Source organism: Bacillus sp. HY001 (assembly GCF_007558965.1).
Classification (GTDB): Bacteria; Bacillota; Bacilli; order Bacillales; family Bacillaceae_G; genus Bacillus_A; species Bacillus_A mobilis.
In genome coordinates, this window is the sequence record NZ_VLTE01000036.1 from 13070 (window position 1) to 29222 (window position 16153).

Consider the following 16153-nt stretch of genomic DNA (forward strand, 5'->3'; position numbering starts at 1 on the left):
GAAAGTCTATCACCTTTCTGTATAGAAAAAAAGTAGCCCTCTTCTATTTCTAGAAAAGGGCTACTTTTTACTATTCTCTATTATTTAGGTGAAACAAGAATTTTCACTTGTGTTTTATCTTTTACAAGTGCTTCAAAACCTTCTTCAACAACTTGATCCACTGTGATTTTCTTCGTAATTAATTTCTCTGCTTGAATTTGGCCAGAGCTAATTAATTTAATAACAGCTGGGAAGATATGACGGTATCCAAGAATACCGATAACTTCTTTTTCTTTTAATACAAGGTTGTTTGGCGTAATTGTTGCGTCTTTTTCCCATACACTAACAATCACAGTTTGTCCTTCAAAGCTTGTACTTTCAATCGCTTGACGAAGTACTACTTCAACACCTGTTACTTCAAAGCTCACATTTACACCTAAACCATTTGTTAAGTTACGAATTTCTGCTAGTACATCTTGAGTAGCTGGATTTAATACGTAATCCGCACCTGCTAATTTTGCTAACTCTTGACGTTCTTTAGAAAGTTCTACTGCAATAACAGGAGTTGCTCCTGCTGCTTTAGCTGCTTGAATGACAAGAAGTCCAATTGGACCACAACCAAATACTGCTACAGCTTCCCCTTCTTTTAATTTACTTTGACGTACTGCATGAACGGCTACTGCTGCTGGTTCTACAAGTGCACCTTGTTCATACGTCATTTCATCAGGAATATGGTGAACCATATCTTCTGGTACTACTGTATATTCAGAGAAACCGCCGCCTTCTCCGCCAAGACCGTGGAAAACAAGTTGTTCACAAACATTGTAATGTCCATGTTTACAAGCTTCACATTTACCACAAGAATAAATTGGTTCTACAACGACGCGATCTCCCACCTTATGAGAAGTAACGCCTTCACCGATTTCAACTACCTCACCACTAAACTCATGACCTAAAATAACCGGTGCTTTTACGTGTGTTAATGGGTGCTCTTCTGTTGGAATAAAAATAGGTCCTGCTAAATATTCATGCAAGTCTGTTCCGCAGATACCACACCATTTCACTTTAATCTTAACTGCTCCTGGTCTTACAGTTGGTTCTGGTACTTCTTCTACTCGTACATCACGTTGATTATGCCAAAGTAGTGCTTTCATTTTATACATCCCTCTCTACGTATATACTTAACCTGGTGAAGTTTACAAATCTATTATAATACTTTCATCCATATATTTCAAAAAAACAATCTCATTTCCACTAAATTTTAACAAATAACGTTCAATATTTTGTCACTTTGTACTTTTTTCCACATCTGTTAATTCAATTTCATTGCGGTTGAAATTAGCAGTATGCCATAATAACATAGGAGAGGTGAATATCGCTTGAAATATTTTATTTACTTTATTGTTATTGTAGCGTTTCTAGATACATTTTCACAATTACCTATTATGAGTACGTTCGCTCAAAGTCTTGGAGGATCTCCTCTTATTATTGGGCTAGTTGTCGGTATGTACTCATTCGCTAATATGATCGGTAATATTATTGCTGGCGCTGCTGTCGATAAATTTGGTGCAAAAAAAATACTTTATATAAGCATGGGGCTTACGAGTTTCATAGTCTTGTTATACACCGTTGTTCAAAGTGGTGAACAACTATTAGTTGTGCGCTTTATGCACGGCTTTAGTGACGGATTTTTAATTCCTGCTGCCTTTACGTTTTTATCAAAACAAACAAATTCAGCAAGACAAGGTAAGGCAATGGCTCTATCTGGTGCTGCTGTTGGAACAGCTGCAATTGTAGGACCCGCGTTCAGTGGGATTATGAAAGCTACTGCTGGTATAGAGTGGGTGTTCATTACCATTTCTATTTTAATGGTCCTTGGTACAATCGTATCTCTATTCTTCTTACCAAATAACGTATCAAGAAAAGATACTTCAAGAACACAAATGATGAACAAAGAAGATATGATTGAACTATTGAAATCAGAACCGCTATTGCAAGCATATATTGGTGCTTTCACGCTAATGTTTTCACAAGGAATTGTCACGTATATGCTACCAGTGAAAGTTGAGGCATTAGCACTTAAAGCATCTACAACAGGTATGATGTTAAGTGTATTCGGAATTACCGCTATCCTATTCTTCTTGCTGCCAACAAACCGTATTTACGATCGATTTAATCGTTCAAAACTCATGTTAATTGGGATTGCAGTAATGGCATTCGCGTTATCTTTACTTGGATTATTTGCAACAAAAGGTATGCTCTTTATCGTTATGATGATTTATGGCATTGGATTCGCTATCCTGTTCCCATCAATAAATGCATTACTTGTTGAAAATACGACAGATGATAAACGCGGAAAAGCATTCGGATTGTTTTATGCTTTCTTCTCATTAGGAGTTGTTGCTGGATCTTTTACAGTTGGAGCAATCGGGGCATCACCTAGTGTCAGCTTCGTTATTGGAACTGCATTCTTATTAACATTTGCCGGTATGATTTACGTAAGAAGCAAAGTAAAAAAGACAATGATGGGTTAATTCCATCATTGTCTTTTTTTATGATAATCTCCTATTCAACTTTTAACTTTCAATAATCCGTATTTAATAAACAATATGGCATTATATTTTTCATAGAGATAATACAATGGGTAACAAAATAAGAAGAAAATAAGTACAGTTGGTACATCGTCTATAATAGAAAAATATTTTACCAGTAATTCCTTAATACTCTCTCCAATTATAATAAACAGCGGAATGATACAAATTGCCGCTAATATTAAGCATGGTGTGATCCTCATTTCTTTTAGCCTGACCTTACAGTGTGGACACCTGAATGAAAAAGGATGCGGTAAATCAATAATATGTTGTGTAGTAATATTCCCTTCACACTGTGGACATTCAATTATTTCTTCCATTTAACTCACTCCTTTCTATCCATAAAAAAGAGCACTATCTAATAGCGCTCTTTTATTGCCGAATATATTACTTTTGTGTCTAACCAAATACCAATGTAAATAAATTAAACTGTAAAGGCAATACTACAGTTCTTCTTTTACAAAAAAAGTGTATAAATACCGACGATACTTCGACAATTTCCTCGGAAATATTTCCTTTCCCCACATAATTTGATACACTACATGTGAACAGACATTTGTATTACATAAACTAAAATAATAACTTACTTTACAAATTAAAAAGCACACTCTTCATAGGAAGAATGTGCTTTTATGTTATTAACGTTTAATCCAAACAGCGCCTGCCGATTTATCCTCTGCCTGTCCAACAACTTGGAATTTAAGTCCAAGGTTTGGAATTTTTCTTCCTGCGTCTGCAATTTGTTTGTTACTATATATTTTTGAATCATCGAAAGTTGTAACACCTTGTAACCCAGAATAGTTAAACTGTCCACGTGTTAATGAATTTACACTCCATGCTGGTGTTTGATCAAATGAAAATGCAGCGTCTGCAATTTGCATGCCCGTATTACCGTAAGTTGGTCTTCCGTTTAAATTGCCAACAAGTGCCTCTGGATGAGAATCTACCACACCAAGGAATCCTTCACCTGGATGCACACCAACCCAGTTATCTTTGAAGCTATCATCTGCATACCAAACGACAAGACCTGTATTATACACAGGGCCTTTTCCTGCTTTCAATCCATTATCTGATCCCGCATAGTTTCTCCACTCTAAGTAGTAATAATGAGCTTTCTTCTCTGTCCCATCAGAAACAACAAAACCATTTACATTCATTTTAGATTGTCCTTCTGCATCATCAGAAAATACAACTTGTCCATCAACAGTTACATTTACATTATCCATCGCGAAACCTTTATATGTTACAGCTGGATCTGTAATATAATCGAATTGCAGTTTCACTTTTTTCCCTTTAAATTGACTTAAATCATATGATTTATCCATCCATTTTCCATCTGTTGTATCTTTATCCTCTTGGACTATTTTTTCTCCAAGTCTATCAATTAATGTTTTCGTTCCATCTTCTGTTACTGCATGCACTTCGACAAAATCGCACTCTGCTTCTAACTCATAATTTGCTTTATAATCGAACTTTGCATTTGTTCCTTTTGTTAAATCAAAGAATGGTGTTTCTAGTGTTGTATGCATATCATCTCCTCTTGTACTATAATATGCATGCTTTCCAAACTCAGGTTTAATCGTTTCAACACTTTTACCTGGTAAGTTAACACGTACAACGCCTGGGCGATTGGATTTCGTAACACTTTGATCAATATATGTAGGAACCCCTACTCCACCCTTAATTTTATCGTAATCTACTTCTAAAATTTTTGCCCAGTTGCCGCCCATATTCTTTTGTAAGAAGTCTTTATTTTGTGGTGAGAAACTAGTTGGCTCTGTTCCTGCAATTTTCCCTGTCCAACTACCCCCACTCATTAATGACCACGCTTCAACAGGTGAACCCATTCCAGTATATTTCGTGTCATATTCATCCGGTAAGCCAAGGTCATGTCCAAATTCATGCGCAAATACACCTACTGCTCCATCTTCTGGTTCAATTGTGTAATCATGCGCAGCTACTTTGCCACCAAAGTAATCTACCTTTGATTTTGTACCGTCAATCGCTACTGGATCTATTGCTAATTTCGAGCGATGTGACCAAATTGCATCATCACCTAATTTACCCCCACCAGCTTCTTGACCAACACCAGCATGGATTACCATTAAATGATCAATTACACCATCAGGTTCATTTTGATTTCCATCACCATTTGTATCATATCTATCGAATTGATCAAATTGAGATAAATCTAACCCTTTCTCAGCAGCTGCATGTAAAGCTTCTTTCACTAAATCACGTGCGCCTTTTGGTCCTTTATTATCATGACCACTGCTACCATCAGCACCGTAGTCAGACGCTTTTCCTGGAACAGTTAGCCATTCCGTTACATATCCATCTGTCGTATAACTTCCGCCAGACTGCTCTTCATAATATTGTTTAAACGTTTTTACTTTTGAACCATCAAATAATGTGTACGGTTCATTACCAAATAACATTTTTTGATAATGCTCTCTACTAAAGTCATTCGAATACATATACCCTGGTGTTTGATCAATATTATTATGTTTATAATCACTAAATTCAACGAGTAATACTAATACTTTATCAGTTCGAACAGAGCCCTTATAAGGCGCTTGCTTTGCTTTAGAAGTTGGGACTTGTCCATTCAATTGTTTTTTATTTGGTTCTGGTTTTTTCTCAGGACCCACATTTTTTTCAGGTTTCTTTACTTTCTCCTTTTCTTCCATTTTCTTTTCTTTTACTTTTTTCACATAATCAGATGCCTCTTTAGCAGTATCTGCTGGAAGAATTTCTTTATTTGCCTGATCGCCTTGTTTCTTTTCAATATACTTTTCTACAGCTTTTTTCGTTTCTTCTTTAGATGATGCTGGATTAATTGTTCCTCTTTCTTTCAACGCTTCTGCTAAACGATCTTCTTGAATTAAATTGTAATCAATTGGTGTTGTAGAGACATTTTCTTTCTCTTTTGCTGGCGTTTCTGCGTATGCTAGCGGAGTACTCATTACAGATGTGCATCCGATAATTGCCGCAATTGCTAATGATGACAACACTTTAAATGGCGCTTTTCTTCTCATTCTATTTCTCTCCTTTTTTATATAAAACTTAAAATTCAGATAAATCGGTGTGTTTTTGTCGAAATCTCTGTTTACTACCCTCCCTATATAAAAAAGCATAATTCTATAAACGTTAAGCTTTCTGTTATAGAATCATGCCCTCCAGTTTTCTGGTCAGAACCTCTACCTTTTTATGTCGAAATATGAAAAATAAAAAGTGATTTGATATATATTAAATAGCTTATATAAAAAATTTAAAAGACAATATGCAAAATTGCATGAAAATTCTTTTAAATAAAAAAGAACCCTAGTCAATTAAACTAGGATTCTTGATTTTCTATTATTTCTCTTGTGTTTTTTCCCAATCAGCTAAGAATTTCTCAATTCCTTGATCTGTTAATGGGTGCTTCACTAATGAAGCAATTACGTTTGCTGGGATTGTTGCAATATGTGAACCGTTTAATGCTGCTTCTGTTACGTGAACACTGTGACGTACAGATGCTGCAATGATTTCTGTTTCAATGCCGTGAATTGCAAAGATTTCTGCGATTTGGCGGATTAAATCCATGCCGTTATGACCGATATCATCTAAGCGACCTAAGAATGGTGAAACGTATGTCGCACCAGCACGAGCTGCAAGTAATGCCTGAACTGCTGAGAATACTAGTGTAACGTTTGTACGAATTCCTAGGTCAGAGAATGCTTTTACTGCTTTTAAACCTTCTGTTGTCATCGGAACTTTTACAACAACGTTTGGAGCAATTTTCGCTAATTCTTTTCCTTCTTCAATCATTTTATTAGCTTCTAAGCTAATTACTTCTGCACTTACAGGACCTTCTACAACGCTGCAAATTTCACGAATACGCTCGTGGAAATCTACGCCTTCTTTTGCTACAAGTGATGGATTTGTCGTTACTCCAGCTAATACGCCTAATGCATTTGCCTCTTTAATTTCGTTAATGTTTGCTGTATCAATAAAGAATTTCATTTGTTATTCTTCCTTCCTGGTTTTCATTTTATATTTATTTATTTTTCTTAATAAGCTCTAATTCAATCGGAATAGATTTGTCCACTTTTTTACCTTGCGTGATCTCTTTTGCTGTTTGCATCGCCTTCTCCCCGATTAATTCCGGTTTTTGAGCAACTGTTGCAGCCATACGCCCATCTTTAACCGCCTTTACAGCATCTTCTGTTGCATCAAAACCAACAACGACTACATCTGTTTTTCCAGAAGACTTCAATGCTTCAAGTGCCCCTAATGCCATTTCATCGTTATGTGCAAACACGGCTTTAATATCACCATTTGCTTGCAAAATGTTTTCCATAACAGATAATCCTTTTGCTCTATCAAAATCAGCTGCTTGTTTTGCAACTACTTTTAAAGACTTATCCGCTACGTTATGGAATCCTTTCCCGCGCTCACGAGCAGCAGAAGAGCCAGGTATTCCTTCTAATTCAGCAACATTTGCTCCCTCACCAACTAATTCACGAATGTAATCACTAGCCATTTGACCACCTTCAATATTATTAGAGGCAATGTGGGAAACAACTTTACCTGAATTTGCAACGCGGTCTACAGTAATAACAGGGACATTTGCTGCATTTGCCGCACTAACTGCTGAAGCAACAGCGTCTGAATCGGTTGGATTAATAACAACTACATCGACACCTTTTTGAATTAAATCTTCAACATCATTTGTTTGCTTTGCTGCATCATTTTGTGCATCAACAGCAATCAATTCAATGCCGCTTTCTTTCGCTTTCTTTTCTGCCCCTTTTTTCAAAGTCACAAAAAATGGATTGTTTAAAGTTGAAACAGAGAATCCAACTTTAATAGTTTTATTTCGACCTTTATCGCTAGAATCCTTTGCCCATTCTGGTGGTTCCATTGAACAACCAGCAGTAATGACCATAATACATGCAACGAGTATAAGTAACCATTTCTTCATGAACTGTCCCTCCATTACGCTTCTTTTCGACGATCAATTAATACAGCTAGTAAGATTACAAGTCCTTTTACAACTTGTTGGAAGAAAGAAGATACACCTAATAAATTTAAACCGTTATTTAGTACACCTATAATAAGCACACCGATGAATGTACCAACAATCCAACCTCTTCCCCCAGAAAGACTTGTTCCACCTAATACAACTGCTGCAATTGCATCTAATTCGTAAGAAGTACCTGCAGTTGGCTGTGCAGAATCTAGTCGTGATGTTAAGACAATACCTGCAAGCGCTGCCAAAATTCCGGAAAGACCATAAATCATTACTTTAATTCTCGTAACATTAATACCTGATAGTGCTGCTGCTTCTTCATTTCCACCAATTGCAAATGTACGGCGACCAAATGTCGTTTTCTTCAAAATGAAGTACAGTACTGCGAAAGCGATCATCATTGTAACAGCTGGTACCGGAATACCGAGAAAATAACCGCGTCCAAACATTTGGAACATTAAATGATCACCAAGACCAGTGATCGGACGTCCGTCCATATAAACAAGCGTCAACCCACGAAAAATAGTCATTGTTGCTAACGTCGCAATAAATGGAGCTACTTTTCCCTTCGCAATAATGATACCGTTTACAATCCCCATTACAAGACCAGCCAATAATCCAACTGCCATTGCAAGAAACGGGTCCATGCCACTTGCCATCATTCCAGCAACAAGTGCACTTGATAATGCTAAAATAGAACCTACCGATAAGTCAATACCCCCTGTTAAAATTATAAAGGTCATTCCGAATGCAATAAGCGCATTAATCGATACTTGACGCAGTATATTAAATAAATTTGGAATTTCAATAAATGCTGGATTTAAAGCTGTAATTACGACGATAATTAATACTAAACCGATTAAAGAACCAAGTTGCTGTAATACATTCCCCTTCTTAGCCATTCTTACTCTCCCCCTGTAGCTAGTGCCATAATAGACTCTTGTGATGCCGTATCTTTCTCTAAAATGCCTCCAACTTTTCCTTCATGAATGACAAGAACGCGATCACTCATTCCTAAAACTTCTGGAAGCTCAGATGATACCATAATAACGGCATCTCCTTGCTCGGTAAGCTTATTCATAATAGAGTAAATTTCTTTTTTCGCTCCAACATCTACACCCCTTGTTGGCTCATCTAAAATGAGTAACTGCGGGTGGATACCTAGCCATTTTGCAATAACAACCTTTTGCTGATTTCCACCAGAAAGAGATTTTACTGCTTGCTCTCCACTAGATGCTTTCACATTAAGTAGCTTCATCATATCCGCTGTGAACTGCTGTTCTAGTTCGTTACTAAGGACACTTCCCTTTGAAAGACTTTCTAAATTCGGTAAAGCTAAATTTTCTCGAATTGAGAAATCTAACACTAACCCTTCAGATTTTCTATCCTCTGTAATGAAAGCTATTCTTTGTCTAATCGCATCTATTGGACTATCAATCTTTACTTCTTGTCCATTTATAAAGATTTGACCAGAATCTAACGGTTCGTACCCAAATATCGCTTTCATAATATCTGTACGGCCAGCTCCCATCAAGCCAGCAACACCAAGGATTTCACCTTTTCTCACTTGAAACGAAACATTTTCAAACTTCCCTTTTTTCGTTCCGTTACGCATCTCAAAAATGACATCGCCAATTTGACTATTTCGCTCTGGGTAACGTTCACCAATGCTGCGCCCCACCATCATACTCACTACTTCATCAAATGATGTTTCCGGAATGAGCCTCTTTCCTACGTATTCCCCATCACGTAAAATCGTAATGGCATCACATATTGAAAAAATTTCTTCCATTCGGTGTGAGATATAAACGAACGAAACGCCTTCTTTACGTAATTTATTAATGACAGTAAACAACGTTTCAATTTCACGATCTGTTAATGCAGCTGTCGGTTCATCCATAATAATAACGCTCGCGTTTGTCATTAACGCTTTCGCAATTTCGATAATTTGCTGTTGTCCAACCGATAACTCCCCAGCCAACATAGCGCCTTTTACATGTAACCCTAACTCCGCTAGTTGCTGCTGGGCAATCGCGTTCATTTGACGCGTACGCAAAATACCTGTCTTCCCATACATTAACTCTTTACCGAGAAACATATTCTCAGCTACTGTTAAATTCGATAATATGTTCAATTCTTGATGTATAAATGCAATACCGTACTCTTCTGCTTCTTTCGCATTTTTAAAAGTTCGTTCTTGTCCATCAATCGTGATTGTTCCACCATCTCTTTTATATACACCTGTTAAAATTTTCATGAGCGTTGATTTACCCGCTCCATTTTCCCCCATCAATGCATGAACTTCTCCTGTTTCAATCATAAACTGTGCATTCTTCAAAACAGGATTGCCATTGAACGCCTTTGAAATATTTTTCATTTCAATACGCATTCTCATCACTTCCCTTTATTAAAAAATCACGCCTGCATGTAAAATTACATTGGCATAAGGAGTAGCCTCTCCTGTACGAATAATCGCCTTCGCTTTCTTCGTATGCTCTTTAAATTGTTCATGAGATACATATTCAAACGCTGGCTCTATTAATTTCAGCTCAATCTCCTTATTTACTTCCACATTATTGTTAATGACTTCTTCTGCTAACGTCACTTTTTCAATTGCCATATCATCAGCTACCACTTGCAATACGTCTAAAAAGCTAGGTTTTCCAATCTCAACAGCTAAATCAATTCGTTTTACTCCGTCAGGAATCGGTAACCCGCAGTCTGCGATTACAATCGTATCTGTATGCCCAAGTGAAGCAAGGACTGATGCAATCTCACTATTTAATACACCGTGCTTTTTCATCCGACAATCACCTGCACTTCACGCACTTTATCTCTCGTTGGCATACCGCCTTGCGCCCCAAGCTTCGTTACAGAAAGGCCACCAGCAATATTCGCAAAACGAATTGCTTTTTGAAGTGCTTCTCCTTCAGAAAGCGCAACTGCTAATGCTCCATTAAATGTATCACCAGCTCCAGTCGTATCTACTACATCAACAGCAATGCTAGGAACATGTACAATCTCCGTCCCATTATGGAAACGTACACCGTTAGAACCTTCTGTCATCAATAGTTTATTTGGATATTTAGCCAGTAAACCTTCAATTGGTGATGTGAAATCATCTAATACGATGCGGCACTCATGTTCATTTGGCGTAATATAAGTTGCCTTTTCTAAAATATCTTCTGATAACACTTGTGCTGGTGCTGGATTTAACATAACCGGGATTTTGTGTTCCTCACAAATAGCCAATACATATTTTACTGTTTCAAGTGGAATCTCTAGTTGAAGAACAACCATATCTGCTTTTATAAGAAGATCTTTTGAACGATCTACAACCGACTCATTTACAAGAGCATTTGCCCCTTGCACGACAACAATACTGTTATCCTCTTCTGCTAAAACGATATGAGCAATTCCTGTCGCTGTATCTGTAACCGGTACCACATAGTCGATAAAGACACGTTCGTTCTCTAAATTTTTCCTAACTACAGTTCCATAATTATCGTTTCCTACCGCGCCAACCATCGCTACATTTGCGCCTAATCTAGCTGCAGCAACTGCTTGGTTGGCTCCTTTCCCTCCTGGAATTGTATGAAATGCTTCACCAATTACTGTTTCCCCTGCTTTCGGACGTTTTTTTGAAACGGCCACTAAATCCATTGAAATGCTACCTACTACTGCAATATTTGGCATCTATTTCATCTCCTTACTTCGTTGTATTTCGTTCTATAATTTCAATCGGTAAACGATAGTGTTTCTCTTCTAATCCGTTTCCTTCCATCTGCTCTAACAATAGCTCTGTTGCAATTTTCCCCATTTCATAAATTGGCTGTGCAACAGTTGTAATAGATGGATACATCATCTCTGTTAAAGAAATCCCATCAAACCCGATAATTTGTAAATCATCCGGAATAGAAATCCCCTTTTGAAGTGCCGCCTTCACAATACCTATTGCAATTAAATCATTTCCAGCAACAATCCCATCAATATGTGGGTATTCTTCTAATAATTCCACCGCTACGCGCTCACTATTAGCTGGATCAAATGTACTCTCTGCGATCATATAAGAAAGATTATTTTGCGTAATAACGTCTACAAAACCTTCAAAACGTTCATTAGCGGTGCTTACGTCACGCGGTCCGCGAATATGCGCAATATGTTTACAGCCTTTATCTATTAATAACTTTGTCGCTGCCTGACTCCCTGCATAGTTATCTGCATATACAGTAGGAATACGCTCATTAAACATACGGTCAATTGCAACAACCGGAACAGACAACTTCATGTAATTAACACTATTTTGTGGATTTGTTGCTACAATAAATCCATCCACATTATTTTGCCTAAGTACATCAATATATTGCTTTTCTTTCTCTAAACTCTCATCAGAGTTACAAAGGACAACTGTGTATCCTTGCTTATGCGCTACATCTTCTACGGCACGTGCAACTTCCGGAAAGAATGGATTCACGATATTGGGAACAACTAAACCAATTAAACGAGATTTTTTATTATACAGTGAACGCGCTACTGTACTAGGTTTATAATCTAGCATCTCAATTGCTCGCTCTACTTTCTTTAATGTATCTTCATGAACATATCCATTTTTATTTAACACTCTGGAAACGGTCGCAACAGATACTCCCGCTAATTTCGCAACGTCTTTAATCGTACTCATTCTCTTCCCTCTCCATTTCATGTAACCGTTTACAGAAAATAATATAACGCATTTCTAGAAATACGTCAATCATTTCTCACGAAAAAGCTTTTAAGGTTATACTCAAAAAAGCACCGCCATAAGGCGATGCTTTTTCATTACGAATATGATACAGTTTGTTCTTTTTCCTCTGCAGCTGGCTCTTCAGCACCTTTTTTACGATCTGATAGTTTAATCTTCTGTAAGAAGATCGTAAAGATGGCACCTACTACGATAAATACTAATCCTGTTAAGAATACAGTATGAAGTGAGTCTACTAAAGAGTTTTTCAAGATTGGTACAATGCTGTTAGCAAATGCTTCTGGCATTTGTTTTAATGCCTCTGGACTAAATAGCATCGAATATAAACCTTGTGGGTCTGTATGAATCATATCTTTAAATTTCGTTACCATTTGTCCCGCTTCTTTCGGGAATGTATCTAATACAGGAACTAAATTCTTTGTTAACGTTGTACCTGAAGTGTTATTCATAATTGATCCTAAAATTGTAATACCAAATGTTCCACCGATTTGACGGAAGAACTGACTTGATGATGTTACAACACCAAGGTCTTTTTTCGGGAAGCTTTCTTGTAACGCTAATGTTAATGTTGGCATTACAAGCCCCATTCCTAAACCGATAACCATCATATAAGAAGTTGCAGTTAATTTAGTTGTGTGCATATCCATCGTTGTTAATAACCAGAAACCACCAGCCATAATAAGCATTCCTGTAATAATTTGTGGTTTTACACCAACTTTTAATACAAGTTGCCCGCCGATAATACTCATCACAATCATAGTGATCATCATTGGCGTCATGATTGTTCCTGATTCCGCAGCACTTACTCCTACAATTCCTTGCATGAAGAATGGTACGAACATAATCGCACCGAACATTCCGATACTCATAAAGAATCCAATCGCATTCAGTAATGTAAACGTGCGATTTTTAAAGAAATGCATCGGTAAAATCGGTTCTTCTGCTTTTGTTTCAACGATAATAAAGCTAACGATACCAATTAGAGCTAATGCAAATAACCCGATAATTTGCCAAGAATCCCATGGGTAATCTTTCCCGCCAAATGTTAATGCAAGTAATAAACTTACAACACCGAGAATCATCGTAAAGATTCCAGCGATATCAATTTTAATCGGTCCTGTTTGTTTATGTGACTTTAATCCCATTGCAATAAAGATTGTTGCTAAAATACCAACTGGTAAGTTAATGTAAAATACCCATCTCCAGTTTACTGCGTCTACAATCCAACCACCCACTTGTGGTCCAATTACAGAAGCAAGGCCGTATAATGCACCAAAAATACCTTGCCATTTCGCACGTTCTTTTCCCGTGAACATATCTCCGATAATAATCATAGCCATTGGCATCATAATACCGCCACCAAGACCTTGAATACCACGGAAAATAATTAATTCTGTCATACCATTTGCCATACCACATAACGCTGAACCAACCATAAAGATAACTAGCCCTGTTATATATACGTTACGACGGCCAAGTAAATCCGCTAATTTACCTGCAATTGGTACAACTGTTGTTGATGTTAACATATAAGCTGTTGTTAACCATGTCATTAAGCTTAATCCGCCTAGTTCACCGACGATACGCGGCATTGCTGTACCAACGATTGTTCCATCTAATGCAGCAAATAGCATCGCGATTATTAAACCGATTAACAGCAACTTTCTATTTATGTTTTGTTGTTGCTCCATGTAATCTCCTCAATTCCTCTTAGTTATTCTCTTTTTTCTCTTGTGTCCCGCAAATAATTGTTTCTAACTTCTCAAAGAGGCGTAACAAATCTTCTCTTTCTTGTAATTCTAAATGTGAGAAATATTTTGCAATGTGCTCATTACGAGCGATCATTGCCTCTTCTACTCTAGCTTTCCCCTTTTTTGTTAACTCAATGACGACAACACGACGGTCATCCTTGTCGTGGTAGCGTTCTACAAGCTCTTGGTCAATTAGGCGATCAATCATCACTGTAATTGCGCTAGGCTTTACATACATCTTTTTTGCTAATTTTGTCGCTCTTGAAGCACCGTAATGATCTAAAATCTTTAAAATATAAAACTGCGGTGGTGTAAGTCCTGTTGCTTGCATTTGTTCTAATAACTCCGTCTGCATTTTCTTTCCAATTGAAAAGGCAAGAGCTTGAATTTTATCGATATGCGTCATATCATTTGGCATGTTATCCACCTCTTATTTAAGCAATAAAATATTTAACGTATTTAAATATTAATCCCACGAACAAAATCCGTCAACACTTTTTATTTATAAAAACGTTTACATTTTTGTCACAAAGTTGTATAATTTTCGACGAAGTTAATATTGACAGTCACGGAGAATCGGAGTACACGGCTATGAATCATAAAAAAGGAAACTTTTTTATATTTCATGGCCTTTTTATATTCTCTCTGACTTACAACATTTCGAATTCATTAGGGGAGGATTTTCATTTTATGTTTTTCACACAATTATTTAAACCTGCGCCCCACGCGGAACGCTTACCAGCTGATCGCGTTGATAGCGAATACCGTAAATTACGTTTACAAGTATTCCTAGGTATCTTCATCGGCTATGCAGGTTACTACTTTGTTCGAAAAAACTTTTCACTAGCAATGCCATACTTAATCGAACAAGGCTTTAGTAAAGGGGAACTTGGGGTTATCCTTTCAGCAGTATCTATCGCTTACGGATTAAGTAAATTTCTTATGGGTATCGTATCCGACCGTTGTAATCCTCGCTACTTTTTAGCAGCTGGGCTATTTTTATCAGGTATCATTAATATTATTTTCGGCTCATTTTCTTTCATTACAACGAGCATTATACTTATGTTTGTCCTTCAGTTTTTAAATGGATGGGTACAAGGTATGGGATGGCCTCCTTGTGGTCGTACGATGGTTCACTGGTTCTCTATTAGTGAACGTGGTACAAAAATGTCTATTTGGAACGTTGCTCATAATGTCGGTGGCGCACTTATGCCTTCTCTTGTAACATTAGGCTTATACTTCTTTGCAAATGACTGGAAGAGTATTTTTTACTTCCCAGGTATTCTTTCAATTTTAGTTGGTATTTATGTATTAATTACGATGAGAGATACACCTCAATCTTGTGGATTACCTTCTATTGAAGAACATACTGGAGAATATCCATCAGATGAAAAAGTAAAAGATCGAGAACGCGAACTTTCAGTAAAAGAAATTTTATTTACATACGTACTAAACAATAAATTTTTATGGTACATCGCTATCGCGAACGTTTTCGTTTATTTCGTACGTTACGGCGTTGTAGACTGGGCTCCTACTTATTTAGTAGAGGAAAAAAGTTTTACTCATAGTAGCTCTCGTACAGCTTACGCTCTATACGAATGGGCTGGTATTCCAGGTACACTTCTTTGCGGATGGATGAGTGATAAACTGTTTAAGGGGCGCCGCGCACCTGCTGGTATTTTATTTATGGTTGGTGTATTTATCGCCGTTCTTGTTTACTGGCTAAACCCTCCTGGTAATCCAATGGTTGATAGTATCGCACTTGTCGCGATTGGATTTTTAATTTATGGACCTGTTATGTTAATCGGCCTACACGCACTAGACTTAGCACCCAAAAAAGCTGCTGGAACTGCAGCTGGTTTAACTGGGTTCTTCGGTTACCTAGGTGGAGCTACTTTTGCTAGCGCAGCTATGGGCTTTATCGTAGATGCATTCGGATGGGATGGCGGATTCATCTTATTACTTGTATCTTGTGTACTTGCAATGTTCTTCCTTGCTCTTACTTTAAACACAGGATCTGCAAAACCAAAACAAGCTTAAGTACTAATATTATTCTTATCAAAAAAAGAGAGGCTGT

14 protein-coding genes are annotated in these 16153 nt (G+C 37.2%); 2 read left to right on the forward strand and 12 right to left on the reverse strand.

Annotated features, from left to right (window positions below; genetic code table 11):
- Positions 1-80 precede the first annotated feature (80 nt).
- A complete protein-coding gene (gene bdhA, locus FOT98_RS18455) occupies positions 81-1133 on the reverse strand; it encodes a (R,R)-butanediol dehydrogenase (RefSeq protein ID WP_000645834.1) in 1053 nt (350 codons plus the stop codon).
- A gap of 225 nt (positions 1134-1358) precedes the next feature.
- Here bdhA and FOT98_RS18460 point away from each other — a divergent pair, with 225 nt between their 5' ends.
- Entirely contained in the window at positions 1359-2513 is a 1155-nt protein-coding gene (locus tag FOT98_RS18460) for an MFS transporter (protein WP_063261557.1), read from the forward strand.
- A gap of 35 nt (positions 2514-2548) precedes the next feature.
- On the opposite strand, the gene FOT98_RS18465 is transcribed toward FOT98_RS18460, so the two are convergent.
- The 11 genes from FOT98_RS18465 to FOT98_RS18515 all read right to left on the reverse strand — a co-directional run bounded on the left by FOT98_RS18465 (position 2549) and on the right by FOT98_RS18515 (position 14494).
- A complete protein-coding gene (locus FOT98_RS18465; protein WP_063261558.1) occupies positions 2549-2890 on the reverse strand; it encodes a hypothetical protein in 342 nt (113 codons plus the stop codon).
- A 318-nt stretch (positions 2891-3208) separates the two neighbouring features.
- The gene (inhA2, locus tag FOT98_RS18470; RefSeq protein WP_063261559.1) at positions 3209-5608 is read right to left on the reverse strand and encodes a M6 family metalloprotease immune inhibitor InhA2; all 2400 of its coding nucleotides are present in this window, start codon (positions 5606-5608) and stop codon (positions 3209-3211) included.
- 319 nt (positions 5609-5927) lie between these two features.
- Positions 5928-6575 carry a fructose-6-phosphate aldolase gene (gene fsa, locus FOT98_RS18475; RefSeq protein WP_000667665.1) on the reverse strand — a complete coding sequence of 216 codons (648 nt, stop codon included), beginning with the start codon at positions 6573-6575 and terminating at the stop codon, positions 5928-5930.
- A 34-nt stretch (positions 6576-6609) separates the two neighbouring features.
- A complete protein-coding gene (rbsB, locus tag FOT98_RS18480) occupies positions 6610-7536 on the reverse strand; it encodes a ribose ABC transporter substrate-binding protein RbsB (protein WP_000758988.1) in 927 nt (308 codons plus the stop codon).
- A 14-nt stretch (positions 7537-7550) separates the two neighbouring features.
- Positions 7551-8486, reverse strand: a complete 936-nt coding sequence (locus tag FOT98_RS18485; protein WP_063261560.1) for an ABC transporter permease subunit — start codon at positions 8484-8486, stop codon at positions 7551-7553.
- A 2-nt stretch (positions 8487-8488) separates the two neighbouring features.
- A complete protein-coding gene (gene rbsA / locus FOT98_RS18490; RefSeq protein WP_063261561.1) occupies positions 8489-9973 on the reverse strand; it encodes a ribose ABC transporter ATP-binding protein RbsA in 1485 nt (494 codons plus the stop codon).
- A gap of 18 nt (positions 9974-9991) precedes the next feature.
- The gene (rbsD, locus tag FOT98_RS18495) at positions 9992-10387 is read right to left on the reverse strand and encodes a D-ribose pyranase (protein WP_063261562.1); all 396 of its coding nucleotides are present in this window, start codon (positions 10385-10387) and stop codon (positions 9992-9994) included.
- Positions 10384-11280, reverse strand: a complete 897-nt coding sequence (gene rbsK / locus FOT98_RS18500) for a ribokinase (RefSeq protein WP_063261563.1) — start codon at positions 11278-11280, stop codon at positions 10384-10386. The genes rbsD and rbsK overlap by 4 nt, the downstream gene beginning before the upstream one ends.
- A gap of 13 nt (positions 11281-11293) precedes the next feature.
- Positions 11294-12265, reverse strand: a complete 972-nt coding sequence (rbsR, locus tag FOT98_RS18505; RefSeq protein WP_063261564.1) for a ribose operon transcriptional repressor RbsR — start codon at positions 12263-12265, stop codon at positions 11294-11296.
- 137 nt (positions 12266-12402) lie between these two features.
- Positions 12403-14016 (reverse strand): MDR family MFS transporter, encoded by a 1614-nt coding sequence (locus FOT98_RS18510; protein ID WP_063261565.1) that lies wholly within the window; start codon positions 14014-14016, stop codon positions 12403-12405.
- A gap of 19 nt (positions 14017-14035) precedes the next feature.
- Positions 14036-14494 carry a MarR family winged helix-turn-helix transcriptional regulator gene (locus FOT98_RS18515; protein ID WP_061676345.1) on the reverse strand — a complete coding sequence of 153 codons (459 nt, stop codon included), beginning with the start codon at positions 14492-14494 and terminating at the stop codon, positions 14036-14038.
- A gap of 272 nt (positions 14495-14766) precedes the next feature.
- On the opposite strand from FOT98_RS18515, the gene glpT reads away from it, so the two are divergent.
- A complete protein-coding gene (gene glpT / locus FOT98_RS18520) occupies positions 14767-16116 on the forward strand; it encodes a glycerol-3-phosphate transporter (protein WP_063261566.1) in 1350 nt (449 codons plus the stop codon).
- Positions 16117-16153: the final 37 nt, after the last annotated feature.

Bases quoted from the DNA above. Each gene is read 5' to 3' on its own strand.
- bdhA (WP_000645834.1), bottom strand. From the start codon at position 1,133: ATGAAAGCACTACTTTGGCATAATCAACGTGATGTACGAGTAGAAGAA.
- FOT98_RS18465 (WP_063261558.1), bottom strand. From the start codon at position 2,890: ATGGAAGAAATAATTGAATGTCCACAGTGTGAAGGGAATATTACTACA.
- inhA2 (WP_063261559.1), bottom strand. From the start codon at position 5,608: ATGAGAAGAAAAGCGCCATTTAAAGTGTTGTCATCATTAGCAATTGCG.
- fsa (WP_000667665.1), bottom strand. From the start codon at position 6,575: ATGAAATTCTTTATTGATACAGCAAACATTAACGAAATTAAAGAGGCA.
- rbsB (WP_000758988.1), bottom strand. From the start codon at position 7,536: ATGAAGAAATGGTTACTTATACTCGTTGCATGTATTATGGTCATTACT.
- FOT98_RS18485 (WP_063261560.1), bottom strand. From the start codon at position 8,486: ATGGCTAAGAAGGGGAATGTATTACAGCAACTTGGTTCTTTAATCGGT.
- rbsA (WP_063261561.1), bottom strand. From the start codon at position 9,973: ATGCGTATTGAAATGAAAAATATTTCAAAGGCGTTCAATGGCAATCCT.
- rbsD (WP_063261562.1), bottom strand. From the start codon at position 10,387: ATGAAAAAGCACGGTGTATTAAATAGTGAGATTGCATCAGTCCTTGCT.
- rbsK (WP_063261563.1), bottom strand. From the start codon at position 11,280: ATGCCAAATATTGCAGTAGTAGGTAGCATTTCAATGGATTTAGTGGCC.
- rbsR (WP_063261564.1), bottom strand. From the start codon at position 12,265: ATGAGTACGATTAAAGACGTTGCGAAATTAGCGGGAGTATCTGTTGCG.
- FOT98_RS18510 (WP_063261565.1), bottom strand. From the start codon at position 14,016: ATGGAGCAACAACAAAACATAAATAGAAAGTTGCTGTTAATCGGTTTA.
- FOT98_RS18515 (WP_061676345.1), bottom strand. From the start codon at position 14,494: ATGCCAAATGATATGACGCATATCGATAAAATTCAAGCTCTTGCCTTT.
- glpT (WP_063261566.1), top strand. From the start codon at position 14,767: ATGTTTTTCACACAATTATTTAAACCTGCGCCCCACGCGGAACGCTTA.